Annotated in this window: 16 protein-coding genes and 1 pseudogene; 6 read left to right on the forward strand and 11 right to left on the reverse strand. The window is 68.7% G+C overall.

Annotation, left to right across the window (positions count from 1 at the left end; all coding sequences use genetic code 11):
- A pseudogene (locus tag ABDV68_RS03190) lies at window positions 1-153 on the forward strand (L-rhamnonate dehydratase); the annotation flags it as partial.
- A gap of 12 nt (window positions 154-165) precedes the next feature.
- Here ABDV68_RS03190 and ABDV68_RS03195 read toward each other — a convergent pair.
- Window positions 166-1,599 (reverse strand): glycosyl hydrolase family 28-related protein, encoded by a 1,434-nt coding sequence (locus tag ABDV68_RS03195; protein WP_343518206.1) that lies wholly within the window; start codon window positions 1,597-1,599, stop codon window positions 166-168.
- A 111-nt stretch (window positions 1,600-1,710) separates the two neighbouring features.
- Between ABDV68_RS03195 and ABDV68_RS03200 the strand changes: the two genes are divergently transcribed.
- From ABDV68_RS03200 to ABDV68_RS03210, 3 genes are all read left to right on the forward strand, one after another.
- On the forward strand, window positions 1,711-2,376 hold the full coding sequence (locus ABDV68_RS03200) for a DUF6250 domain-containing protein (RefSeq protein WP_343518207.1): 666 nt from the start codon (window positions 1,711-1,713) through the stop codon (window positions 2,374-2,376).
- A gap of 177 nt (window positions 2,377-2,553) precedes the next feature.
- Complete coding sequence (locus ABDV68_RS03205; protein ID WP_343518243.1) at window positions 2,554-4,443, forward strand: rhamnogalacturonan lyase; 1,890 nt, start codon at window positions 2,554-2,556, stop codon at window positions 4,441-4,443.
- A gap of 31 nt (window positions 4,444-4,474) precedes the next feature.
- Window positions 4,475-7,228, forward strand: coding sequence for a Tat pathway signal sequence domain protein (locus ABDV68_RS03210; RefSeq protein ID WP_343518208.1), 2,754 nt, complete (start codon window positions 4,475-4,477; stop codon window positions 7,226-7,228).
- Between the two features lie 332 nt (window positions 7,229-7,560).
- Here the strand turns inward: ABDV68_RS03210 and ABDV68_RS03215 are convergent, their stop codons facing one another.
- The 7 genes from ABDV68_RS03215 to ABDV68_RS03245 form a co-directional block, all read right to left on the reverse strand.
- Entirely contained in the window at window positions 7,561-9,087 is a 1,527-nt protein-coding gene (locus ABDV68_RS03215; RefSeq protein WP_343518209.1) for an MFS transporter, read from the reverse strand.
- A gap of 62 nt (window positions 9,088-9,149) precedes the next feature.
- The gene (locus tag ABDV68_RS03220) at window positions 9,150-10,268 is read right to left on the reverse strand and encodes a glycoside hydrolase family 88 protein (RefSeq protein ID WP_343518244.1); all 1,119 of its coding nucleotides are present in this window, start codon (window positions 10,266-10,268) and stop codon (window positions 9,150-9,152) included.
- Window positions 10,261-11,532 (reverse strand): glycosyl hydrolase 53 family protein, encoded by a 1,272-nt coding sequence (locus ABDV68_RS03225; RefSeq protein WP_343518210.1) that lies wholly within the window; start codon window positions 11,530-11,532, stop codon window positions 10,261-10,263. Before ABDV68_RS03225 ends, ABDV68_RS03220 begins: the two co-directional genes overlap by 8 nt.
- Window positions 11,529-11,822, reverse strand: coding sequence for an L-rhamnose mutarotase (locus tag ABDV68_RS03230; RefSeq protein ID WP_343518211.1), 294 nt, complete (start codon window positions 11,820-11,822; stop codon window positions 11,529-11,531). The genes ABDV68_RS03225 and ABDV68_RS03230 overlap by 4 nt, the downstream gene beginning before the upstream one ends.
- A 113-nt stretch (window positions 11,823-11,935) precedes the next feature.
- The gene (locus ABDV68_RS03235) at window positions 11,936-12,895 is read right to left on the reverse strand and encodes an alpha/beta hydrolase (protein WP_343518212.1); all 960 of its coding nucleotides are present in this window, start codon (window positions 12,893-12,895) and stop codon (window positions 11,936-11,938) included.
- Window positions 12,895-14,115, reverse strand: coding sequence for a rhamnogalacturonan acetylesterase (locus tag ABDV68_RS03240; protein WP_343518213.1), 1,221 nt, complete (start codon window positions 14,113-14,115; stop codon window positions 12,895-12,897). The genes ABDV68_RS03235 and ABDV68_RS03240 overlap by 1 nt, the downstream gene beginning before the upstream one ends.
- 64 nt (window positions 14,116-14,179) lie before the next feature.
- Entirely contained in the window at window positions 14,180-14,926 is a 747-nt protein-coding gene (locus ABDV68_RS03245; protein ID WP_343518214.1) for a FadR/GntR family transcriptional regulator, read from the reverse strand.
- A gap of 142 nt (window positions 14,927-15,068) precedes the next feature.
- Here ABDV68_RS03245 and ABDV68_RS03250 point away from each other — a divergent pair, with 142 nt between their 5' ends.
- Entirely contained in the window at window positions 15,069-18,128 is a 3,060-nt protein-coding gene (locus tag ABDV68_RS03250; protein WP_343518215.1) for a DUF4982 domain-containing protein, read from the forward strand.
- A gap of 43 nt (window positions 18,129-18,171) precedes the next feature.
- Here the strand turns inward: ABDV68_RS03250 and ABDV68_RS03255 are convergent, their stop codons facing one another.
- The gene (locus ABDV68_RS03255) at window positions 18,172-18,972 is read right to left on the reverse strand and encodes a sialate O-acetylesterase (protein ID WP_343518216.1); all 801 of its coding nucleotides are present in this window, start codon (window positions 18,970-18,972) and stop codon (window positions 18,172-18,174) included.
- Window positions 18,969-20,177 carry a D-mannonate dehydratase ManD gene (gene manD, locus ABDV68_RS03260; RefSeq protein ID WP_343518217.1) on the reverse strand — a complete coding sequence of 403 codons (1,209 nt, stop codon included), beginning with the start codon at window positions 20,175-20,177 and terminating at the stop codon, window positions 18,969-18,971. The genes ABDV68_RS03255 and manD overlap by 4 nt, the downstream gene beginning before the upstream one ends.
- Before the next feature lie 245 nt (window positions 20,178-20,422).
- Here manD and ABDV68_RS03265 point away from each other — a divergent pair, with 245 nt between their 5' ends.
- Window positions 20,423-21,193: an IclR family transcriptional regulator gene (locus ABDV68_RS03265; protein WP_343518218.1), complete on the forward strand. Its 771-nt coding sequence runs from the start codon at window positions 20,423-20,425 to the stop codon at window positions 21,191-21,193.
- A 221-nt stretch (window positions 21,194-21,414) separates the two neighbouring features.
- Here the strand turns inward: ABDV68_RS03265 and ABDV68_RS03270 are convergent, their stop codons facing one another.
- On the reverse strand, window positions 21,415-23,010 hold the full coding sequence (locus ABDV68_RS03270; RefSeq protein ID WP_343518219.1) for a family 43 glycosylhydrolase: 1,596 nt from the start codon (window positions 23,008-23,010) through the stop codon (window positions 21,415-21,417).
- Window position 23,011: the final 1 nt, after the last annotated feature.

Here is a 23,011-nt window from a genome sequence, read left to right on the forward strand (position 1 = left end):
CCCACCGAGGTCGTCCCCATGTTCGCCCCGCAACTCCTCGGCGAACCCGTGCCCCAGAACGGCAAGATCCGCGCCAGCGAACTCGACAAACCCGGCTTCGGCGTCACCCTCAACCCTGACATCGCGCTACACCGGCCCTATCCCAGCGATTGAGCCAGCCCGGCGCTAGGTCCGTTCGATCTCCGCGTCTTCGGTAACGATCTCGTGGCGCGCGTCGTGCGTTTCCGTCGCCAGCCGCACGTCGCGCAGGCGGACGCCCGCCGCGTGGCGGACCCACAGGCCCCAAGCGGGGGTGATGCCGAACATGCTGGGTTCGGGATAGGCGTGGGGCAGCGTCGGCGGACGCCGCTCGCCGTCCGCGACGGTCCCGCCGCCGGCATAGGTCAGGTCGATGTCGCGCAGCGCGACATCCTCGATCCGCGCACCGGGGAGGCCGGCGATGGTCGCGGCGAAGCGGTGGTCGATCCCGCTCGCCTCGACCCCCTCGATGGTCACCCCGCGGATCGCGCCGACGCCGGTACCGACCGGGCCGCGCCCGCGGTCGCCGAGGCGCAGGAACAGCGGCGCGGTGGTCACCTCGCGCAACGTCAGGCCCGATACCGTCACATTCTCGATCAACCCGCCGTCGACCGTCTCGAGCGCGAGGCCACGCGAGCGCTCGAACCGGCAGTTGCGGATCACGATGTTGCGGAAGCCGCCATTGGATTCGGTGCCGAGCTTGATCCGCCCGGTCACGCGGTCGCGGTCGGGCGCGAGCTGCTGCGTGCGCCCGCGCGTGCCGTCGAGCAGCGTCCCGGCGTCGTAGCCCGAAACGGTGCAATCCTCGATCACCACATCGTCGCAGGCGATCGCCGCGCCCAGCGCATAGCTGCTCTTGAGCACGATCGCATCGTCGTTGGGCGAGTTGACCCGGCAGCCGCGAACGCGCGTCCGCGTCACGCAATCGAGATCGATGCCATCGCGCTCGGTGTCGATCGTCAGACGCTCGATCAGAAGCTCGTCGATGCCGGTCGCGAGGATCGCGAAATGCCCGCCCTTGGCGATGGTGAAGTCGCGCAGCGTGACGCGGCAGCAGTTCTTGAGCGCGATCGCCTTGTTGCCGCGGCCGATCATCGCCTGCTCCTCGGGCTCGAGCGCGCGGATCTCCGCCTCGCTCATCCCGGTCATCGACAGCGGACGCTCGCCAGTATCGCGCCGCCAGCGCGCGCCCGGTCCGTCGCGCGTGAGGCCGGTGCCTTCGATCCGGCCCGGACCGACGATCGCCACGTCGTGCAGATCGATCCCCCAGATCAGGCTGTTGCGCCAATGGCTGTGCCCGAAGTCCTGGAACAGCTCGCCGGTCGCTTCCTCGGGCAGGTCATAGGCCCCGCCGTGCCGGGCGGGATCGGCCGCCTCGATCACCGCGTCTTCCGAAAGGAGCAAGGTGACTCCGCTGGCGAGACGGATCGAGAAGCAAAGGAAACGGCCGGCGGGGACGACCACCGTCCCGCCGCTCCGCGCCGCCCGCGCGATCGCGGCATTGATCGCGTCGGTGTCGAGCGCGCGGCCGTCGCCGCACGCGCCGAACTCCCGGACATCGAATAGCGGCGTGGCGGACATGGCGGCTCCCGAGGAATTGACCGCCCATTCCACATGAGGGATGTTTGGATCAAGATGTGGGACGGGGTGCGTGTGGATCAGAAGCGCAGGCAGGTTATCGTCGGACTCGGCATGGCAGTGCTGGCCCCGGCATGCGCGGGGGCGGGCAGACGTGGCGAGCGCGTGATCCATCGCGACGATTTCCGGCACGGCCTCGGGCAATGGATCGTCGAGGCGGAGCGGCCGGGACGCTTCACCGCCACGGACGGCGTGCTCGACATCGACAGCCCGGCGGGCGTGACGCTCTGGTTCCGCGAGCCGCTCGAAAGCCCGGTGGCGATCGAATATGTCGTGACGGCGGTGGCGGCGGGCGGTCCCAACGACCAGGTCAGCGACATCAACTGCTTCTGGATGGCGACCGATGCGCGCGCGCGGACGGGGGACATCCGCGCGCATCCGCGCAGCGGCGCCTTCGCCGACTATGATGCGCTGCGCACCTATTATGCCGGGATCGGCGGCAACCGGAACACGAGCTCGCGCTTCCGGCGCTATGTCGGCCGCACGGGCGACCGGCCGCTGCTGCCCCAGCACGATCTGTCGGCGCCGGCCGACCTGATCGAGGCGAATCGCGCCTATCACATCCGGCTCGAGGCCCTTGGCAGCCGGATCACACTGCTGCGCGACGGGCGGCCGATGTTCCGTCTCGACGACGCCGCGCCTTATACGCGCGGGCATTTCGGATTGCGCACCACCGCCAGCCATTTGCGCGTGAAGGATTTTCGCGTGTTGAGACCCTGACAAGGCGCCGCAGCGGCAAGCTTTGATCGCCTCCCTGGCATATTTTGATACAAAATGGGCTTTGTATTCAATATATGGGAATGATACGGCGCATCCAAGATGCCCGACCAGTTGCGGCGGGCCAGCAGGAGGGGAAGCGCCATGTCGTCCGGAGTCCGTGAAACACCCGCGCGGCTGATGCTGTCTCTGCTCGCCGTCTCGTGCAGCGGCGCGGCGCTGGCACAGACCGTCACTGCCGAGCGGCTCGATCGTGGCGTGGTCGCGGTCGCCGGCGAAGGCGGGCTGTTGGTGAGCTGGCGCAGCCTCACGAGCGATCCTGCGGGAACGACGTTCATCCTCTATCGCGACGGCAAGCCGGTCACGCCGGCGCCGATCGCCGCCACCAACTTCCTCGATGAGGCGGGGACACCGCGCTCGCGTTACACGGTGAGCGCGGTGAATAACGGCCGGACCGGCGCGCAGAGCCCGGCGGGGCCGGTCGCGGTGGAGGGCTATCTCGCGATCCCGCTCGACCTGCCGGCGCCGCGCACCGCGCCCGACGGCACGCAATACACCTACGAAGCCAATGACGTGAGCGCGGGCGATCTCGACGGCGACGGCCGCTACGAACTGATCGTGAAATGGTATCCGAGCATCGCCAAGGACAATGCCTTTGCCGGCCATACCGGCAACACGCTGTTCGATGCCTATACGCTCGACGGCAAGAAGCTGTGGCGGATCGACATGGGCCCGAACATCCGCTCGGGCGCGCACTACACCCAGTTCATGGTGTTCGACTTCGACGGCGACGGCCGCGCCGAGCTGGCGGCGAAGACCTCCGACGGCACGATCGACGGCACCGGCAAGGTGATCGGCGACGCCAAGGCGAACTGGATCGAGGGCGGCGGCGCCGAGCCGAGCGGGGACCGCACCGGATCGACCGAGCTGCCGGACGGGCGCCGGGTGGCGCAGCTCACCGGCCGTATCCTCAAGGGCCCCGAGTTCCTGACGGTGTTCGACGGGCGCACCGGCCGCGCTCTCGCCACCGCGCCCTATGATCCCCCGCGCCACCCCGACACGGCCAACCCGGACGGCGAGCAGCTCAAGGCGGTGTGGGGCGACGGCTATGCCAACCGCTCCGACCGCTATCTCGCCGGGGTCGCCTATCTCGACGGCAAGCGGCCGAGCATCATCATGGGCCGCGGCTATTATGCGCGCTCGACGATCGCGGCATGGGACTATCGCGGCGGCAAGCTCGTCAAGCGCTGGCTGTTCGACAGCGCGGCGCCGGGCAACGCGAAGTTCGGCGGGCAGGGCAACCACCAGCTGAGCGTCGCCGATGTCGATGGCGATGGCCGCGACGAGATCGTCTATGGCTCGATGGTGGTCAACGACGACGGCAAGGGGCTGTGGAGCTCGGGCCTCGGCCATGGCGACGCGATGCACGTGTCCGACCTCGATCCTTCGCGGCCGGGGCTCGAGAAATGGGGCGTGCACGAGAATGTCCGCAACAATGGCGGGATCGGCGGCGCGATGCTCGACGCGCGCACCGGCGAGGTCCTGTGGAAGACCATGGCGGACAAGGACACCGGCCGCGGCGTCGCGGCGGACATCGATCCGCGCCATCCCGGCGCCGAGGCGTGGGGCAGCAACACCAGCGAGCTCTATGACGTCAAGGGCCAGGCGGTCGGGCCGCGGCCGCGCCAGATGAACTTCGCGATCTGGTGGGACGGCGACCTCTCGCGCGAGCTGCTCGACGGCACGCGCATCTTCAAATGGGACTATGAAAAGGGCGCCAGCGTGCCGCTGCTCGAGCCGCAGGGCCTGATGTCGAACAACGGCACCAAGGCGAACCCGGCACTGAGCGCCGACCTGCTCGGCGACTGGCGCGAGGAAGTGGTGTGGCGCACGGCGGACAACCGGTCGCTGCGCATCTATGTCACGCCTTATCCGACCGAGTTCACGCTGCCGACGCTGATGCAGGACCGCGTCTACCGGCTCGGCGTCGCGTGGCAGAACACCGCCTACAACCAGCCGCCGCACACCTCATACTTCCTGGGGACCGGCATGAAGATGCCGCGGCGCTGAAGGCAAAGGCATATCGATCGAGGAGGACGGGATGGCGGTCAGCAGGCGCGGGTTTCTGGCGCGGACGGCGTTGGGCGGAGCGGTTCTCGGCGTGCCGCTGGGCACGGCGCGGGCGAAGGTCAGGCGACCCGCGCCGGCGCTGGTCGATGCGCCGGTCCGCTGGCTCGACGGCGCGCCGGCCGTGCGGCATGACGGCCTGACCTGGGGCGTGCCGTGGCCGCGCGGGACCAAGCGCGCCAATGCCGCCTTCGCGTTGCGCGACGGCGACGGACGCGCGCTGCCGGTGCAGAGCTGGACCACCGCCACCTGGCCCGACGGCTCGATCAAATGGACCGCGCATGCGATTCCCCCGGCGGCAGCTCCCGGCGCGAATGCCAGGCTCGGACCGGGCAAGCCGGGCGCGCCCGCCGAAGCCCTGCGCGTGACCGAACAGGCGGATTCGATCGAGGTCTCCACCGGGCCGGTGCGCTGGCGCATCGCCAGGGGTGGCGAGAACATCATCCTCTCCGCGCACCGCGGCGAGACCGAGATCCTGCGCAATGTCGGCCTCGCCGCGACCGCGCAGGACAAGCCCGACAGCGACGGCGCGGAGACCGTCACGACGCGCGCCTATCGCGGCCGCGTGACGCACGCCATGGTCGAGCAGCGCGGACCGGTGCGCGCGGTGGTCAGGGTCGAGGGCATGCACGCCGGAGAAGGGCGCGAATGGCTGCCCTTCTCCATGCGCCTCTATTTCTACGCCGGGTCGGACGCGGTGCGCATCGTCCACAGCTTCATCTTCGACGGCGACGAGACCAGGGACTTCATCCGCGGCCTCGGCCTCACCGGCGTGGTGCCGCTGCGCGACCTGCCCTATGACCGCCATGTCCGTTTCGCCGGGACCGGCGACGGCGTGTGGGGCGAGGCGGTTCAGCCGCTCACCGGGCTGCGCCGCGATGCCGGCAGGCCGTTCCGCGACGCGCAGGTCGCCGGGCTCAAGGTACCGCCGGTCGAGCAGCTCGCCGGGCCGGTGCGCAACGGCCTCAAATACATCCCGCAATGGGGCGATTTCACGCTCTCCCAGCCCAATTCGGACGGCTTCGCGATCACCAAGCGCACCAAGCCAGGACATGGCTGGATCGACGTCGACAGCGGCGCGCGCGCGAACGGCCTCGGCTTCGTCGGCGGCGCATCGGGCGGCGTGGCGTTCGGTCTCGGCGATTTCTGGCAGCGCTGCCCGGTGCGGCTCGACATCCGCGATGCCCATACCGACGCGGCGAGCTTCACGCTGTGGCATCACTCGCCCAGCGCTCCGGCGATGGACCTGCGCTTCTATCACGACGGCATGGGCATGAACGACCACGCCGCCGAGAATGACGGCCTCGACATCACCTATGAGGATTACGAGAAGGGCTGGGGCACGCCGCACGGCATCGCGCGCACCACCGAGTTCACGCTGTGGGCGCTCGGCGCGACCCCGGCGCGCGACACCTTCGCGGCGATGGCGGCGACGGTCGCCAAGCCGCCGCGGCTGGTGACCACGCCGCAGCACCTCCATGCCGCGGGCGTGTTCGGCGACTGGAGCCTGCCCGACCGCTCGACCCCGGCCAAGCGCGCGATCGAGGAGCAGAACGACTTCCTGCTGCGCTTCTACCGCGAGCAGGTCGAGCAGCGCCGCTGGTACGGCTTCTGGAACTATGGCGACGTCATGCACAGCTACGATGCCGACCGCCATGTCTGGCGCTACGACATCGGCGGCTTCGCCTGGGACAATAGCGAGCTCTCGCCCGACCTGTGGCTATGGTACAGCTTCCTGCGCTCGGGCGACGCGCAGGTGTTCCGCCTGGCCGAGGCGATGACGCGGCATACCGGCGAGGTCGACGTCTATCATCTCGGCCGCTTCAAGGGGCTCGGCACGCGCCATTCGGTGCAGCATTGGGGCGACAGCTCGAAGCAGCCGCGCGTCTCCAACGCGATCTACCGGCGCATCTACTACTATCTCACCGCCGATGAGCGGGTGGGCGACCTGATCCGCGACCTGCTCGACAGCGATCGCGCGCTGATCACCGTCGATATCGGACGCAAGGTCGGCGCGCGCTCGAGCGCCGAGCCGGGCAATGGCGCGACGGTGGATTCGAAGCCGAAGCAGGGCGAGGTCTCGATGTCGTTCGGGACGAGCTGGTGCTCGCTGGTCGGCGCGTGGCTGACCGAATGGGAGCGCACCGGCGACCGCAAGTGGCGCGACCGCATCCAGAACGGCATGGCCTCGATCGGCGCGCTGCCCAAGGGCTGGTTCGCGGCGGGCGCCAATTTCGACCTTGCGACCGGGCGCTTCACCGGGCCGGGGGACAAGGTGAGCATCAGCCACCTCAATTCGGTGTTCGGCGCGGTCGAGATCAATTCGGAGCTGTTCGACCTGTTCGACGTGCCGGCGTACGAGAAGGCATGGCTCGACTATTGCGTCGCCTATAACGCGCCGGCGGCGCAGTTCACCGCGATGACCGGCGCGCCGGGGCGCGGGCGCAATCTGCGCCAGGGCCATTCGCGCCTCACCGCCTTCGCCGCCAAGCATCTGTCCGATCCGGCGCTGGCGAAGCGGGCGTGGCAGGAATTCTTCTCGGGCGATGCCGGGCTCGACATGGGTCTTGCCGCGCGGGCGAAGAAGATCGCCGGGCCGGCGGTGCTCAAGCCCGTGGACGAAGCGCCGGTCTCGACCAATGGCACCGCGCAATGGGGGCTGGCAGCGATCCAGAACCTCGCGCTGGCGGGCGAGGCGGCGGAAGCGGTGTTCGTCGCGGGAAGCTAGGCGAAGCGATTTTCAGCTTTCCAAAGCCATCCAGGCGGCGTCCGGAAAATAACCAAATGGGTTTCACGTGAAACGCGTGGAAAGTGGCGGGAATCTGCGGTTTCCGGCTGGGACAGGGTCGGCCTGCAAGAGTGGAAAGTGGAACATGTAGCACAACATGTTGGCTTTTGCCGCCGAGCGGATTCACCTTTCCGGTGAGGACGCGGGAAAAGGGCGAATCCCGAGCGGACGAGGCGCGCCGCCGCCATTGGACCGCGCGGAGGCGAAGAGGCGAAGCCGCTGCCGATCGCGTTCCGGGCGGTCTGGACACTCGAACATGCCGCCCCCGGCGCTCAGCCGCGTTGGCCCGCGACCGGGTTGTTCCCCCACAGCTGCTCGTAGCGCCAGCCCGACAGATCCTCGACGATCGCGCGGTTCTCGGGCGAGATGCCGGTCTCGCCGCGCTTCAATCGATCGATCTCGTCCATCAGCACGTCGTGCGTGCCGGAGTTGAGCTTGAAGCGGCTCGAGACGAGGATGCCGAAGAACAGCATGCCGATCGTGCCGATGCCGAGCACCAGGGCGAGGGTGAGGATCGCGCCCTCGCTCTGCGCCTTGGCGCCCGAGACGAAGCCGCCGGCGCTCATGATCGCGGTGACGCCGGCGACCGCGGCCGATTGGGTGAGCTTGCGCACGAAGGTCATGACCCCGGCGAAGGCGCCCTCGCGGCGGCGGCCGGTGACGATCTCGTCGACATCGGCCATGTAGTTGTAGGTCGCCCAGGGGATGTAGTTGAGCGCGCCGCGGCCGAGCCCGGCGAAGACGATCGGCACCCACAGCAGCCAGTCGCCCGAGCGCACGCCCATGTTCCACATCACCAGCAGCCCGATCACGCCGATCGCGAAGCTGATCGCGGCGAGCTGATAGGCGCGCGCGGGCGAGGAGCGCAGCGCGAGGTTGATCGCGATGAGCACCGCGACGAACTGGACGATGTACATCGTGCCGAGCAGCGACGAGGCGATGGTGATCGAACCCGCCAGCGCGAACACCACGAAGAAGGTGAAGGCGGCGTTGAACACGTCCTGGCTGATATAGCCGCCGAGATACATGCCGAGATGCAGGCGGAAGGCGCGGATGCGCAAGGTCGAGAAGAGGTTGCGGTAGAGCGCCTTGATCGCGGCGCCGAGGCTGGGCCTGGCCTCGCCCGGCGGGCGCAGCGCCGCGACTTCGGACGGCGGCCGTTCCCAGCTCAGCAGGAACAGCAGGGCGGCGGTGATCATGAACAGCGCCGAGAAGAGGATGCCCATGTAGAGGAAGGTGTCGGCGCTGTCCTTGCCGAGCGATTCGATCAGCATCGCGGGCAGGAAGCCGGCGAGGATCGCGCTCGCCTGGGCGAACAGGATGCGGATGCCGGCGAACTTGGCCTTGGTCCGGTAATCCTTGCCCATCTCCGCCGCGAGCGTCTCGTACGGGATGATCTCCATCGCGTAGACCAGCTCGAACAGGACATAGGTGACGAGGTAGAACCAGAAGCCCTGACCCGCGATCCACATGATCGCGAACGAGGGCAGCAACGGGATCGCGGCGAGGATGAAGAAGCGCCGCCGCCCGAATTTCCGGCCGAGCCAGCTATTGCCCATATTGTCCGAGATATGGCCGATGATCGGCGAGGCGATCGCGTCGAGCACGCGCGCCACGGTGAAGATCAGGCCCGCCTGCCACGCCTCGAGCCCGCAGAAGGTGGTGTAGAAGAACAGCACCCAGCCGCTGATGACCGCCATCGAGCCGGCGCCGAGGACGTCGTTCGCGCCATAGGCGGCATAGTTGTACCAGCGGACCGGGCGGGTGCCGGTGGGGGCGAAGGCGCCGGTGACGGCCATTCGGATATCCTCCTCAAGCAACGGCCGTCCGCGCCTCTGCCGGGCGCTGACGGCCGACAAGATCAGTCGTAGGTGCGCAGGAACTCGGCGAGCGCGAGCACCGCGAGGCTCTGGCCGTAGGGCATCGAGGTCAGCGCGATGTCCTTGTAGAACTGCAGCGTGTCGCCCATCGCGGTGCCGAACGAGACCTGCTTGAGCTCGCCGGTCGCGTCGATATTGGCGAGCACGCCCTGCACCGCGCGGATGCCGACGGCGCCATATGCCGCGGGCAGATAGCCCTTCCGCACCGCCTTGAGGATGCCATAGGCGAAGCCCGCCGTGGCCGAGGCCTCGAGATAGCTGGTCGGATCGACCACCAGCGTATGCCACAGCCCGCTCTCGTGCTGCGTCTCGGCGAGCGTCTTCACCTGCGCCGCGAGCGTATCGATCAGGAAGGTGCGCAGCGCGTCGCCTTCGGCCAGGTCGAGGATCTCGATGATCTCGGGGATCGCGATCGTCACCCAGCAATTGCCGCGCGCCCACAACGCTTCCGCGAAATTGTGGCGGCCGTTGAAGTCCCAGCCGTGGAACCACAGCCCCGTCTTCTTGTCGAAGAGATACTTGATGTGGACCAGGAACTGGCGCTTGGCCTCCTCGACATAATGCGGCCGGTCGAGCAGCAGGCCGATCTTGGCGAGCGGGAGGACCGACATCATCAGCGTGTCGTCCCACAGCTCGCCGGGATTCTCGTCATTGTAGACGATGTGCTGGAAGCCGCCATCCTCGGTCTTGGGCAGACCGTCGGGCGCCATCAGCCATTCGGCCCATTCGTCGAGATAGGGGATGTTGGCGGGATCGGGCTCGCGCTCGTGGAGATAGGCGAGCGTGATGAACGGCGCGACGGTGTTGATGTTCTTGGTCGTCTGCCCCTCGGCGAAGCGGTCGACGAACCACTGCTTGATGATGCCGAGCGCCTTGGCGTCGCCGGTCTGCTCGTAATAGCGCCACATGCCGAACAGGCCGACGCCGTGAGTCCATTCCCAGCCGGCCCAGCCCTTGGTGTCGATGATCCGGCCGTCTTCCAGGTGCAGCAGGAATTCGCCGGTCTCGTCCTTGATGTTGACGAGATTGTCGATCAGCCGGTCGATCGCGTCCGTCACCTGCTGGCGCGGAACATCGTGCTTGGCGGGCACATCATGCATGAGCGAAGCCACTTATTATCTCCTGTCGAGGCTGAGCGGCGCGCTGCGGGACCGTGAGGCCATAGTCGCGCGCCATGGTGCGATAGAGGTCGAGGAATTCGGGATCGGCGTCGTAGCGGCCGCCATGGTCGCGCCGCCGCGGCGCGGGCTGCGCGGGTGCGGGTGCCGCGCCGGGCGCCTCGGCGGCGTTGAGCCCTTGCGCGAGCAGGTCGGGGCGGGGGCCTTCGCCCGCGCTCGCGCCGTCCTTGCGGAAGATCGCCTCCTGGTGGCGCGTCGGCTCCCAGATATAGCTGCCCCAGCCATTGGGATGGGCATGGACGAGGTCGTTCACGTAGCGCTTGCGCGACGAATATTCGAGCGCGAGGAAGCCGAGATCGGGATAGCGGCGGCTGAATTCAGCGAAGGTGCGCGCCCAGTCGCCCTGCGCCGCCTGCTGGTAGCAGGAGAAGCCGAGCGCATCGAAGCGCACGCCGCGCGCGACAAGGCTGTCGGTCCAGTGCCGCACGATCTCCCAGTGGCGGCCGAGATGGTTGTGCAGCGCGACCGGCACGCCCGGCAGCTGCGTGCGCGCCGCGGCGATGCCGGCCTCGAGCAGCGTCGCGAACCGGTCGTAGCCGCCCGCGCCGGGCGCCGACATATGTTCCTTGTCGGTGAGCGGATTGCCGGTCGGGATGGTCAGCGGTACGCGCCCGTCGGGCCACAGCATGCCGAAGGTCGTCTCGTTGCCGAGGATGACCAGGTCGGGCGCGACCCCCGCCGCCCTCATCGCCGCGAGCACCTCATCGGTATGGCGGTGCACGGCGTCGACCAGCCTGGGGAAGGGCAGGGCGGCCCAGGCGGCGGGCTTGGCCTGTTTCTGCGGATCGGCCCAATTGTCCGAATAATGGAGCGTGAGCGACAGGTGCATGCCCGCCGCGCGGACGCGCCTGGCGAAGGCGATGGTCGATTCGACGCCGCCCCACGGCCCGCCCGGCTTGCCCTTCGAATAGCCGTTGGCGGGATCGACGAAGGTGCGCAGCTTGATCGCGTTGAAGCCCGCGCCCTTGAGGATCGCGAGCGGATCCTTGCGCGCGCCATCCTCGAAATAGGTCGCGCCGGCCGCCTCGTCCTCGGGCACCCAGGTGATGTCGGCGCCGATCAGATAGGGCCCGCGCCGCTTGCCCGATGCCGCGCGCGCGGAGACGCCGGCGGCGAGCGTCGCGCCCGCCACCGCCGCGCCGAAGCCGCGCCGCGTCAATCCGTTCGGGAGGCGGCCTTGGTTCATGCGAGATGGAACATCGGTTCGAGCGGCCATTCGCGCGGCCGGTTGCCGGGCTCGACCTCCATGATGTCGGCCATGTGATCCCACCAGCGCCGCATCACGGGGTGGCCGGGCAGCGTATCGCGCTGGTTGTCGGGGGCGAGCTTCAGCGTCGCGAACAGCGCGCCGGTCCCCGGATCGAGGAAGATGCGGTAGTCGCTGATCCCGGCATCGCGGAGCAGCGCGGCGAGCTCCGGCCAGATCTCGTCGTGCCGGCGGCGATACTCCGCCGCCATGCCTGGCTTGAGCTGCATGCGAAACGCAAGCGCCTCGGGCTCCATCTGGCTCTCTCCTGTCCCCTTTGCCCCTATCCCTATGCCGCACGGGACGAGGCTTGAACAGTCATATTTTGAGAGTTGATCCCGTATTATGAGATAGGTTCGAGCTTCTGGCGCCGCAGCCAGTCCTCGAACAGATCGGGCCAGAAATGGCCGGGACCGGACGGGTCGCCGGGCTTGCCGAATCCATGCCCGCCGACGTCGAAGACGTGGAGCGCGCTCGGCACCTTCTTCGCGCGCAAGGCGGAGAAAAGCATCAGGCTGTTCTCCGCAGGGACGGTGCGGTCGTCGGCGGCGACGGTGACGAAGCTCGGCGGCATGTCGGCGGGGATGTTCTGCTCGACCGACCAGCGCGCGATGCGCTCGGGCGTCGGGTCCTGGCCGATCAGGTTGCGGCGCGACTGGCCGTGGGCATAGGGCGCGGCCATCGTCACCACGGGGAAGAACATGCCGGCGAAGGCGGGGCGGGCGGAGGTCCGGTCGAGCGCGTCGAGCGGCGCGTAGCTGGCCTCCGCGAACCGGCTGGCGAGGCTGCCCGCGACATGGCCGCCGGCCGAGAAGCCGATCACGCCGGTCTTGACCCCCGGCCCCGCTTCGCGCGCGAGCAGGCGGAAGGCGCGCTGGGCGTCCTGGAGCGGCGCGTCGGGGCCGGCCGCCCAGCCATCATAGGGCAGGCGATAGATCAACGTGCCGACGAGGAAGCCGCGGCCGGCGAGGAAGCGCGCCATCCCGCCGCCGCTCGGCGCGGAGGCGACGCGCTCGTAACCACCGCCGGGCGCCATCAGGAGCGCATAGCCATTGGGCCTGGCGGGCCGGACGATGCCGAGCGTGGGGCGAGTCACGCCGTACCAGGCGACGTCTTCCGGGCCGGACGTGGCGCTGCGCGGCACGGCGCGCTGCTGGACGGTGACCTTCTCGCCGCCCGGCGCGCGGTCCGGCCAGAGCGGGATGATCCGGGCTGGCGCAAGGGCGGGATCCGCGGCCTGGGCGACGGCGGGAAGCGCGACGCTTGCGGAGCCGGCGGCAAGCAGGTTGCGGCGGTTGATCATCAATTCCCCTCCGGCCGGCGGTCGCTGCGCAAGCCGCTCGCGGGCAGCGCGAACTGCTCGGGCGGCAGCGGGCGCGCCGGGTCGTAGCTTCGCCCCTCGGGCAGGACATGCGCGGCGATGTCCGGCACGGCGCTGGAAAGCTGCGACGCGACCATGTGCGCGAGCTCGTACGCGCCATAGTTGTTGTGATGCGTCTTGTCCTTGCCGCCGTCGTTGAACGCGAGCGGCGCGCGCGCCGGGCCGAGCGCCTCGTAGAAGGCGATCGTCATCGGCGTGAGGTCGATCAGCGCGACGCCTTCCTCGCGCGCGACGCGGCGCACCGCGTCGGGATAGTCGCCATGGCTCGGCTCGATCCGGCCCGCCGCGTCGAAATTGCGCCGCTCGGGCGAGGTGACCAGCACCGGCGTCGCGCCGCGGCGCCGTGCCTCGGCGACATAGGCGCGCAGCCAGGCGGGGAAGGTGTGGACCGGATCGGCATAGGTCTGCGGCCATTGCGCCTTCTGGTCGTTATGGCCGAACTGGATCAGCAGCACGTCGCCCTTGCGCATGCGCGACAGCGCCTTGTCGAGCCGCAACCCGGTGACGAAGGACTTGAGCGTCTCGCCCGACTTGGCATGGTTGGCGACCGCGATCCCGTCGTCGAGGAAGCGCGGCAGCATCTGCCCCCAGCTCGCCGCGGGCTCGGCGCGCTGGTCGGTGACGGTCGAATCGCCGACGAGATAGACGGTCGGCACGTCGGCGGGCTCGACCGTGACGCGGCTGACATGCTGCGAACTGCCGAGGAATTCGAGCGTGAGCTTGTCGTCCCAGGTCGCGGTGGCGGCCTCGCCCTCGGGCAGGCGCACGGCGGTGCCGCCGGGGGCGTTCGCGGGCGGCGGGGTCAGTTGCGGCGTGCGGATGTTGACGACGAAGCTGCGCGTCACGGTGCGGCCCGCGGGCGTGCGCACGGCTTCGAGCATCAGCCGCCGCGCCTCGGCCTTGACCGTGGTCTCGGAGGCCTGCTTGCCGCCGAGCACCAGCGTCACCCGGTAATTGCCCTCGGGCAGCTTGACCGAGAAGCGCGCATCATCCTCCCAGCCATAGCCGCGCGCGGGGTCATAGCGGACGCCGGTGGCGACCCGGACATGGCCCTCGGCTTCGCGGTCGAACGCGAAGCGTGCGGTCTGGGCCGCGGCGGACGAGGCGAGCGACAGGGTCAGCATGGCGATCAGCAATCTCATGAAGGTCCGCTCTGCGAAGGGTGGAGGCGCATCGCCGCGTGTTTGGTCAGGCCAATTCGCGCGATCAGACGCCGGTGCGCGCGACGACTCGGCTGCGCTGCGCGTGGAAATCGGCTTCGGCCTGCTTCATCAGTTCGAGCCGGGTGGCGTCGAGCAAGTCCGCCGTCACGCGCCGCAAGTGGCTGCGCATCGCTTCGCGGGCGGCCTGGGGGTCGTGCGCTTCGAGCGCGTCGACGATCAGGCGATGCTCGGCGACGCGGGGGGTCACGCCTTCGCGGCGCGCCTGAGCGAACATGCGGATGCACAAGGGCGAGCGCTCGCGCACGTCCCACAACGTCTCGATCGCCGAGCGGATCAGCGTGTTGCCCGTCGCCTCGGCGATCACCAGGTGGAAGCGCCGGTCGGCGTCCACCGCCTCGGGCGCGTCGGCGTCATGCTCCATGACCTCGAGCAGGTGGCGCAGCTCGGCCAGCGTCTCGGCGTCGATCGAGGCCGCGGCGAGCGCCGCCGCTTCGCCTTCGAACAGGGTGCGCGCCTCGATCAGCTCGAACGCGCCGACGTCGAGCTCGGCATCGGCATCGTCGCGCACGGGCGGGGCCTGGGTGACATAGATGCCCGATCCCTTGCGCGCCTCGACCAGTCCGCGCATCTCGAGCGCGATCATCGCCTCGCGGATGGTCGGGCGGCTGACGGCGAATTCCTCGGCGAGATCGCGTTCGCTGGGCAGACGCGCGCCGGGCGCGAAGCGGGCGTCGGCGATCGCGGTTGCGATGTCCTCGGCGATCCGCTGATAGAGTTTCTGGGCAGGCATCATCGCTTCAATTTCCCTCACCGACCGCAACGAAACAAGCGAAAAGCTGCTCGACCATTTGGCCTTGCCAATTTGCCGCGGTTGGTCAACAATGTGAGACATTGTTCCGTATTGCGGAAAATCGATCAAATGGGGAGGATCTATGCGGAGTCTGGCGGCCGGCACATTGTTGGCGATCACGGCGTTGACGCCCGCGGGTACGGCGTTCGCGCACGATGCGTCGACCGTCGTCGCGTCGGGCCGGCAGACCTATAATCTCAACCCCGATTGGCGATCGACGACGGGCGACGTCGCCGGCGCCGAGCAGCCCGGCTTCGACGACGCCGGCTGGCAGCCCGTGACCTTGCCCAACGCGTTCAACGAGAAGCAGGCGTTCGCGCGCGACATCCGCGAGCTGTCGACCGGCATCACCTGGTACCGCAAGCGCATCACGCTGCCGGCCGGGGCAGCGGGGCGCCGGGCGTTCCTCGAGTTCGAGGGGGTGCGCCAGGCGGCCGAGGTGTGGGTCAACGGCAAGCCGGTGGTGCTGTCCGAGCACGGCGCGATGGCGTTCGGCGCGGACATCACCGACGCGTTGCGGCCGGGCGGGAACGTCATCGCGGTGCGCGTCGACAATGACTGGCGCTACAAGGAGCGGGCGACGGGCAGCGGCTTCCAGTGGAACGACCGCAACTTCAACGTGAACTACGGCGGCATCACCAGGAATGTCCGGCTGCACCTGACCGGACCGGTGTACCAGACGCTGCCGCTCTACTCGTCGCTCGGCACCACTGGCCAATATGTCTGGGCCGACCAGTTCGACATCGCGCGGCGCGCGGCGACGGTGCATGCCGAGAGCCAGGTGCGCAGCGCGGCGGGGGCCGACCGCCGCGTGACGCTGCGGGTCGAGGTGCGCGATCGCGACGGCAAGCGCATCGCGAGCTTCGACGGCGCGCCGGCGGTGGTGAAGGCGGGCGAGACGCGCACGCTGTCCGCCGCGCAGCGCCTGACCGGGCTCCATTTCTGGAGCTGGGGCTATGGCTATCTCTACACCGTCACCACCAGCCTGATCGAGAACGGCAAGGCGATCGACAGCGTCGATACCGTCACCGGCTTCCGCCAGACCCGATTCGCCGACGGCATGGTCGAGCTCAACGGCCGCGTGATCCAGGTGCACGGCTATGCCCAGCGCACCTCGAACGAGTGGCCGGCGGTGGGCGTCTCGATCCCGCCGTGGATCAGCGACTTCTCCAACGCGCTGCTGGTCGAGAGCGGCGGCAACCTCGTCCGCTGGATGCACATCGCGCCGTCGAAGCAGGACGTCGAATCCGCCGACCGCGTGGGGCTCATCCAGGCGATGCCGGCGGGCGACGCCGAGCACGACGTGGAAGGACGCCGCTGGGAGCAGCGCAAGGAGGTGATGCGCGACGCGATCATCTACAACCGCAACAACCCGTCGATCCTGTTCTACGAAGGCGGCAACGAGAGCATCAGCGAGGCGCACATGGCCGAGCTGAAGGCGATCCGCGACCAGTACGACCCGAAGGGCGGCCGCGCGATCGGCTCGCGCGAGATGCTCGACAGCAAGCAAGCCGAATATGGCGGCGAGATGCTCTACATCAACAAGAGCGGCGACATTCCGATGTGGGCGATGGAATATAGCCGCGACGAGGGCGCGCGCGCCTATCAGGACGAGTTCACGCCACCCTTCCACAAGGATTCGCCCGATTACAACCGCAACCAGGACAGCCACGCCGCCGAGGATGTGCGGCGGTGGTGGGACTATTACCGCGTGCGGCCGGGCACCGGGAAGCGCGTGAGCTCGGGCGGCGTCAACATCATCTGGTCGGACAGCAACACGCACTTCCGCGGCGACAACAATTATCGCCGCTCGGGCGAGGTGGATGCGGTGCGCCTGCCCAAGCAGGGCTTCTATGCGCATCAGGTGATGTGGAACGGCTGGGTGGATCCCGAGAAGCCCGCGACGCACATCATCGGCCACTGGAACTATGCGCCGGGCACGGTGAAGGACCAGATGGTGGTGTCGAACGGCGAGAGCGTCGAGCTGTTCCTCAACGGCCGTTCGCTCGGCAAGGGCGCGCGCAGCCATGGCTTCCTGTTCACCTGGCCCAAGGTGGCGTGGCAGCCGGGCACGCTGCGCGCGGTGGCGACTCATGCCGATGGCCGCAAGTCGGCGTTCACGCTGGAGACGACCGGCGAAGCGGCCGCGCTCAAGCTGACTCCGCGCACCAGCCCGCGCGGCTTCGTGATGGACGGGGCGGACATCGCGCTGGTCGATGTCGAGGTGGTCGACGCCAAGGGGCGGCGGGTGCCGACGGCCTACAACAAGGTCTCGTTCGACCTCGCCGGGCCCGCCGAATGGCGCGGCGGCATCGCGCAGGGCGATTCGACCGGCAAGGTGCGGCCGGACAAGCCGATCGCGCAGGAATCGATCCCCGGCACCACCAGCCATCCTGGCACCGCGCGCGCCGAGGACAATCATGTCCTGTCGCGCGAGCTTCCGGTCGAGGGGGGCGTCAACCGCGTGCTGCTCCGCGCCGGGACGCGGCCCGGCGCCGTCCGCGTGATCGCTAGGACCGATGGGCTCAAACCGGCGGAACTCACCATTCCCGTGGTGATGCCCAAGGCGCCGTCGGGCGGGCTCTCGCTCGATTTCCCCGAGGCATATCAGCACGGATCGCTGGTGCGCGGCCCGACGCCGTCGACGCCATCCTATCGCGTGACGCGGACGACCCATGTGCCGGCGCAGGTGGTCGCGGGCGACAATGGCGCCGAGGCCGCGAAGTCGATCGACGACAACGAACTGTCGCGCTGGTCGAGCGCGGGCAAGCCCGACACGGCGTGGATCGAGTATCGCTTCGACACGCCGGTGACGCTGAGCGAGGTCGAGCTGAAGCTCGTCGGCTGGCGCACGCGGGCCTATCCGCTGCGCATCCTGCTCGACGGCAAGACGGTGTGGGAGGGCCTGAGCGACAAGAGCCTTGGCTATATCGGCATTCCCTTCGCGCCCGCGACCGGGCGCGTGCTGCGGATCGTCCAGACCGGACCAAGCGCCGATCGCGATGCCTTCGGAAACATCGTAGAGCTTGCCACCGCGCGGCAGGCGGGCGACACCGGCGCCAACGAGGTGTCGCCCGGCTGGCGGCTCGGCATCGTCGAGGCGGATTTCCATGGGCCCGTCGGGGGCCGCGGCCGGAAGTAGCGAGAAGGGGGCGGGGCGGCTGACGGCAGAAAGGGCAAGAGCCCTAGCCGCAGCCGCCCTTGCGCAGTCCCTCCATCGCCACCGCCAGCCGTTGGCCGAGCGCGCGCTGGCCGGCGGTGGAAAGGTGAAGCTCGTCGGCGTTGAGCGTCAGGCCCTTCGCCGGGACCATGTGCGTGCAGCCGAGCGAAACGGCCGCCTGCGCCTGCTGCACGGTCGCCCAGGCCGGATAGCGCGCCGCGCGCTCGGGGCTGGTCGCGCGGTCGGCGAGCTGGACGAACACGACCGGCAGCCTGGGTGCGGCGAGGTCGCGCCGCAGGCTTGCGACCAGCGCGGCGAACCGCGCTTTCCACGCAGCCGCCTTCTCATCGGAGCCGGTGTCGCTCTCGCCCTGGTACCACAGCACACCCGCGATCCGGCCGCCCGCCTCGCGCACCCGCGCCAGGCAGGCGCCATAGAGCGTGTCGCGCCCGCCGCCCGGCGCCCAGCGGCCGATCGAGCTGCCGCCCTTGGCGCAGGGCACCAGCAGGATCGGGCGGGTGCGCCGCTTGAGCATCGCGCGCGCGAAGAACAGGCCGGGGCCGACGCCAGCTTGCCGGTCTTCGGCCACCGCATCGACTTGTCCTGCGGCATCGTCGAGCGGCTCGGCCGCGATCCGCCATTTGCCGTCATTGCCGTAGAGCCGGATGCAGGGATCGAGCGCGCGCTCGGCCTCGCTCAGCTCGGCGAGCTCGCCGCGGCCCGACATGTTCGACTGGCCGGCGAGGAGATAGACGTCCGGCGTTTCCTCGCGCGCCGCGCCACCGAGCAGCAGCGCGCCGATGAGGAGGCCCGCGGCGCGGCTCACCAGCTCCACATCGTCCCGTCCTCGAGCCGCGCGACGGGCAGATAGGCGGGCTTGTAGGGATATTTGGCGGCCAGCGCCTCGTCGATGTCGACGCCATGGCCCGGCGTCTCGCCGCAGTGCAGGTGACCGTCCTCGAAGTGATAGTCGTGCGGGAAGACCGCATCGGTCTCCTCGGAATGGCGCATATATTCCTGGATGCCGAAATTGGGCACCCAGGTGTCGAAGTGCAGCGCGGTGCCCATCGTCACCGGCGACAGGTCGGTCGCGCCGTGGCAGCCGGTGCGCACCTGATAGAGGCTGGCGAGATCGGCGATGCGGCGCAGATGCGTGAGGCCGCCCGCGCCGACGATGGTCGCGCGGATATAGTCGATCAGCTGGTTCTGGATCAGGTCCTTGGCGTCCCAGATCGTGTTGAAGATCTCGCCCACCGCGAGCGGGGTGACGGTGTGCTGGCGGATCAGCTTGAACGCTTCCTGGTTCTCGGCCGGGGTCACGTCCTCCAGCCAGAACAGCTGGTAGGGCTCGAGCATCTTGCCGAGATTGGCGGCTTCCTGCGGGGTGTAGCGGTGATGGCCGTCGTGCAGCAGGTGATGGTCGAAGCCATAGGTCGCGCGCAGCTTGTCGAACAATTTGGGGACATAGTTCAGCGACTTGCGCGTGTCCCAGCCGGTGACGCTGGGCAATGCGGCGTCGGCCGGCTCGTAGTACATGGTGCCGCGGCCCACGCCGTACGCGTCCTTGATCCCGGGCACGCCGGTCTGCGCGCGGATCGCCTTGTAGCCCATGTCGATATAGCGGCCGACCGCCTCGACCGTCGTGTCGATGTCCGATCCGTTGGCATGGCCATAGACCATCACGCGCTCGCGGCTGCGCCCGCCGAGCAGCTGGTAGAGCGGCATCCCCGCCATCTTGGCCTTGATGTCCCACAAAGCGACATCGACCGCGGCGATCGCGCGCATCGTCACCGGGCCGCGCCGCCAATAGGCGCCCTTGTAGAGATACTGCCAGATATCCTCGATCCGCTGCGGGTCCATGCCGATCAGGCACGGCGCGACATGATCCTGAAGATAGGAGACCACCGACAGCTCGCGGCCATTGAGCGTCGCGTCGCCGATGCCGTAGACGCCTTGGTCGGTCTCGATCTTGAGCGTCACGAAATTGCGCCCGGGGCAGGTGACGATGACTCGGGCAGCGGTGATCTTCATGGTGGCCGTTTCCAGTTGTGAGAGAGTGACGCTTAGCAGCTACCTTGCCAATATCAACGTTATTGGTAAGGCCAAAATGACGCATCGGGCGCATTCGCCATTCCGCAGCGATGCGCTAAATACCGATGGCATTCCGCGTCGGTTATCCCATATATTGATATCGACGTTCCACAACGTGCCGCCCAGTCGGGCGGCTGAATCGCCGGTGCTCGATCGCACCGGGCAAGGGCAGAGGCAGGACGAGGATGGTTGCAGACGAGAAAGAGGCATCGGCCGGGCTCAAGGGCGTGCAGACGCTGATGCGCGGGCTCGACATCCTCGACCAGGTGATCGACGGGCCGGTCAAGGTCACCGACCTCGCCCGCAATCTCGAGCTCACCAAATCGACCACGCACCGGCTGGTGCAGGCGCTGCGCGCGCGCGACTATCTCTCGATCACCACCGACGGCTATTCGCTCGGCCCCAAGCTGCTCCAGCTCGGCACGATGGCGCACGAGCAGGTCGACTATGTCCGGCTCGCGCGCCCGCACATGGAGGCGCTGTCCGAGCAGACCGGCTATTGCGTGTTTATCGGCAAGCGCGAGGGCGACTGGTCGCGCCATCTCGAGCGCGTCACCGGCCGCCAGCGGCTGCGCGTCGCCACCGCGCCGGGCGACCGCCGGCATATCGTCGAGACCGGCCTGGGCAAGGCGCTGCTGCTCGACGAGGATACCGAGACGCTCACGCGGCTGTTCCGCGCGGCGCGGCCCGATGCCGACGCCAAGCGGCTCAAGACCTGGCTCGGCGAGATGGAGGCGCATGCCAAGCGCGGGGTCGTGATGCACGAGAGCGAGGCCGGCGACGGCGTCCGCTCGGTCGCCGCGCCGATCCGCGATTCCAAGGGCAAGATCGCGATCGCGCTCAGCATCGCCGGCGCCGCCGTCTATCTGACCGACGAGGTCGTCGAGAACCTGCTCGCGCCCGTGCGCAACACCGCGGCGGACGTGAGCGCGGTGCTCGGCCACGCGACGCGTTAGCGTTTTTTCGCCTGGGTTGAACCGGTTGCGGTGCCACTCCGCTCGCATCCCGTCATCCCGGCCTTGAGCCGGGGCTGGGCTAATCTTCCTCGACCGAAGTCGAAAGAAGCCCTGGCCCGGGTCGAGCCCGGGCTGACGAATGGGGCAATCCGGGCTGACGAGTGGGGCGGGGAGCGGGCTGGTGCTGCGTTCGGCGCAGCTGATCTTGCTCCCCGCCGCGATCAAGCGAGCGCCTCGAACTTGAAGTTGGTGAAGCGCGCCTCGCCCTCGCCCGCCGAGTAGAGGCCGGGGCGCAGCATCAGGAAGCCGCCGCGGACATTGTGGTGGTAGCCCGACACCTCCATGCCGCGGTCGAAGCGGATCCACGTCCTCCCGCCGTCGCCGCTCGTGTCGTAGGTCACGATGTGGCGGTCGTTGGTGACGCGCATGCGCATCTTGCGCCCGTGCGGATTGGCGGGGCGGCCGCGCTCGATGCCATATTGATGCGTGACGAAACGGCGCTCGTCGAAGCCGAGGCCGCAATAGAGTTTCTCGTCGTAGAACAGGATCAGCCCGGCGACGCCGCCCGGCGCGATCTCGATATCGCATTCGAAGCGATAGGCCGGATCGCCCGCGATCAGCAGCAAAGGTGACGAGGTCGAGGGCGCCGCGCCGCGCGCCTTGAGCACAAGCGACCCATTCTCGACGCGGGCGCGCGTGCGTTCGTCGGCGGCGGGCTTGAAGAAGTTCCACTTGGTGCCGAGCGCGAGAGTCTTGAAGTCGTCCGACAGCGCCATGCCGTGCGGCCCCGCCTTCTCGCCGCCCCGGGGCTTGGCGATCGGCCGCGAGAGGTCGCCGCCCTTCATGCGGAACCAGCCGTCCGCGGTCCACTCCACGGGATCGAGCAGGGTCTGGCGGCCGAGCGTCCAGAACCCGTTCTCGAAGCCGTGATAGACCGCCCACCAGCCGCCGTCCGGCCCCTCGACCAGCGTGGCGTGGCCGCGCGACCACCATTTCTCGTCGATCGAGGTGGTGCGCACCAGCGGGTTGTGCGGGCAATTCTCCCACGGCCCGTTGATCGACTTCGAGCGCGCGGCGATCACCATGTGCCCGGTCGGCGGACCCGCGGTGCCGCCCACCGCGGTGATCATGTAGAACCAGCCATTGTGGCGGGTGATCTTCGGGCCCTCGGGCGCGAAGCCCTCGACGATCCAGTCGCTGGGATAACGCCACGGATCATAGACATGCTCGGGCTCGCCGACGCGGCTGAGACCGTCGTCGGACAGCCGCACGCGATCGCCGCCCGACAGGAACAGCCAGCGCGAGCCGTCCTCGCCCACGGCGTGGCCGGGATCGATATGGTTGGGGAGCTTGAGATCGATCGGCTCGCTCCACGGCCCGTCGATCCTGTCGGCCCAGATCACCCAGTTGGTCGTCGGGTTCTTGGTCGGAATGTAGAGATAGTAGCGGCCCTTGTGCTTGCAGAGTTCGGGCGCCCAGACCGAGCCGATGTTCGTGGTCAGCGCCGCGCTGATCGGGCGCCAGTTGATCAGGTCACGCGAGTGCCAGATGACCAGCCCGGGATAGGATTCGAAGGTCGAGAAGGTCATGTAATAGTCCTTCCCGTCCTTGAGAATCGTCGGATCGGGATGGTCGCCCGCCATCAGCGGGTTGAGGAAGCGCCCGTCGCCGAGATCGGGGATGCGCTGATTGTCGAAGCCGCGCTTCCAGTCGGGTGCCGGCGCCTGCGCGGCGGGGCGCGCCCCCGCCGTGCCCGGGGTCAGAAGCGTGCCGCCCGCAAGCGCGGCGCTCATGATGTCGCGTCGGTTCAGATGCATC

It is taken from the genome of Sphingomonas sp., assembly GCF_039595165.1.
GTDB lineage: Bacteria > Pseudomonadota > Alphaproteobacteria > Sphingomonadales > Sphingomonadaceae > Sphingomonas.

What these genes read in the sequence shown, in the direction of transcription:
- ABDV68_RS03195 (WP_343518206.1), bottom strand. Translation starts at nt 1,599, where the DNA reads ATGTCCGCCACGCCGCTATTCGATGTCCGGGAGTTCGGCGCGTGCGGC.
- ABDV68_RS03200 (WP_343518207.1), top strand. Translation starts at nt 1,711, where the DNA reads ATGGCAGTGCTGGCCCCGGCATGCGCGGGGGCGGGCAGACGTGGCGAG.
- ABDV68_RS03205 (WP_343518243.1), top strand. Translation starts at nt 2,554, where the DNA reads ATGCTGTCTCTGCTCGCCGTCTCGTGCAGCGGCGCGGCGCTGGCACAG.
- ABDV68_RS03210 (WP_343518208.1), top strand. Translation starts at nt 4,475, where the DNA reads ATGGCGGTCAGCAGGCGCGGGTTTCTGGCGCGGACGGCGTTGGGCGGA.
- ABDV68_RS03215 (WP_343518209.1), bottom strand. Translation starts at nt 9,087, where the DNA reads ATGGCCGTCACCGGCGCCTTCGCCCCCACCGGCACCCGCCCGGTCCGC.
- ABDV68_RS03220 (WP_343518244.1), bottom strand. Translation starts at nt 10,268, where the DNA reads ATGCATGATGTGCCCGCCAAGCACGATGTTCCGCGCCAGCAGGTGACG.
- ABDV68_RS03225 (WP_343518210.1), bottom strand. Translation starts at nt 11,532, where the DNA reads ATGAACCAAGGCCGCCTCCCGAACGGATTGACGCGGCGCGGCTTCGGC.
- ABDV68_RS03230 (WP_343518211.1), bottom strand. Translation starts at nt 11,822, where the DNA reads ATGCAGCTCAAGCCAGGCATGGCGGCGGAGTATCGCCGCCGGCACGAC.
- ABDV68_RS03235 (WP_343518212.1), bottom strand. Translation starts at nt 12,895, where the DNA reads ATGATCAACCGCCGCAACCTGCTTGCCGCCGGCTCCGCAAGCGTCGCG.
- ABDV68_RS03240 (WP_343518213.1), bottom strand. Translation starts at nt 14,115, where the DNA reads ATGAGATTGCTGATCGCCATGCTGACCCTGTCGCTCGCCTCGTCCGCC.
- ABDV68_RS03245 (WP_343518214.1), bottom strand. Translation starts at nt 14,926, where the DNA reads ATGCCTGCCCAGAAACTCTATCAGCGGATCGCCGAGGACATCGCAACC.
- ABDV68_RS03250 (WP_343518215.1), top strand. Translation starts at nt 15,069, where the DNA reads ATGCGGAGTCTGGCGGCCGGCACATTGTTGGCGATCACGGCGTTGACG.
- manD (WP_343518217.1), bottom strand. Translation starts at nt 20,177, where the DNA reads ATGAAGATCACCGCTGCCCGAGTCATCGTCACCTGCCCCGGGCGCAAT.
- ABDV68_RS03265 (WP_343518218.1), top strand. Translation starts at nt 20,423, where the DNA reads ATGGTTGCAGACGAGAAAGAGGCATCGGCCGGGCTCAAGGGCGTGCAG.
- ABDV68_RS03270 (WP_343518219.1), bottom strand. Translation starts at nt 23,010, where the DNA reads ATGCATCTGAACCGACGCGACATCATGAGCGCCGCGCTTGCGGGCGGC.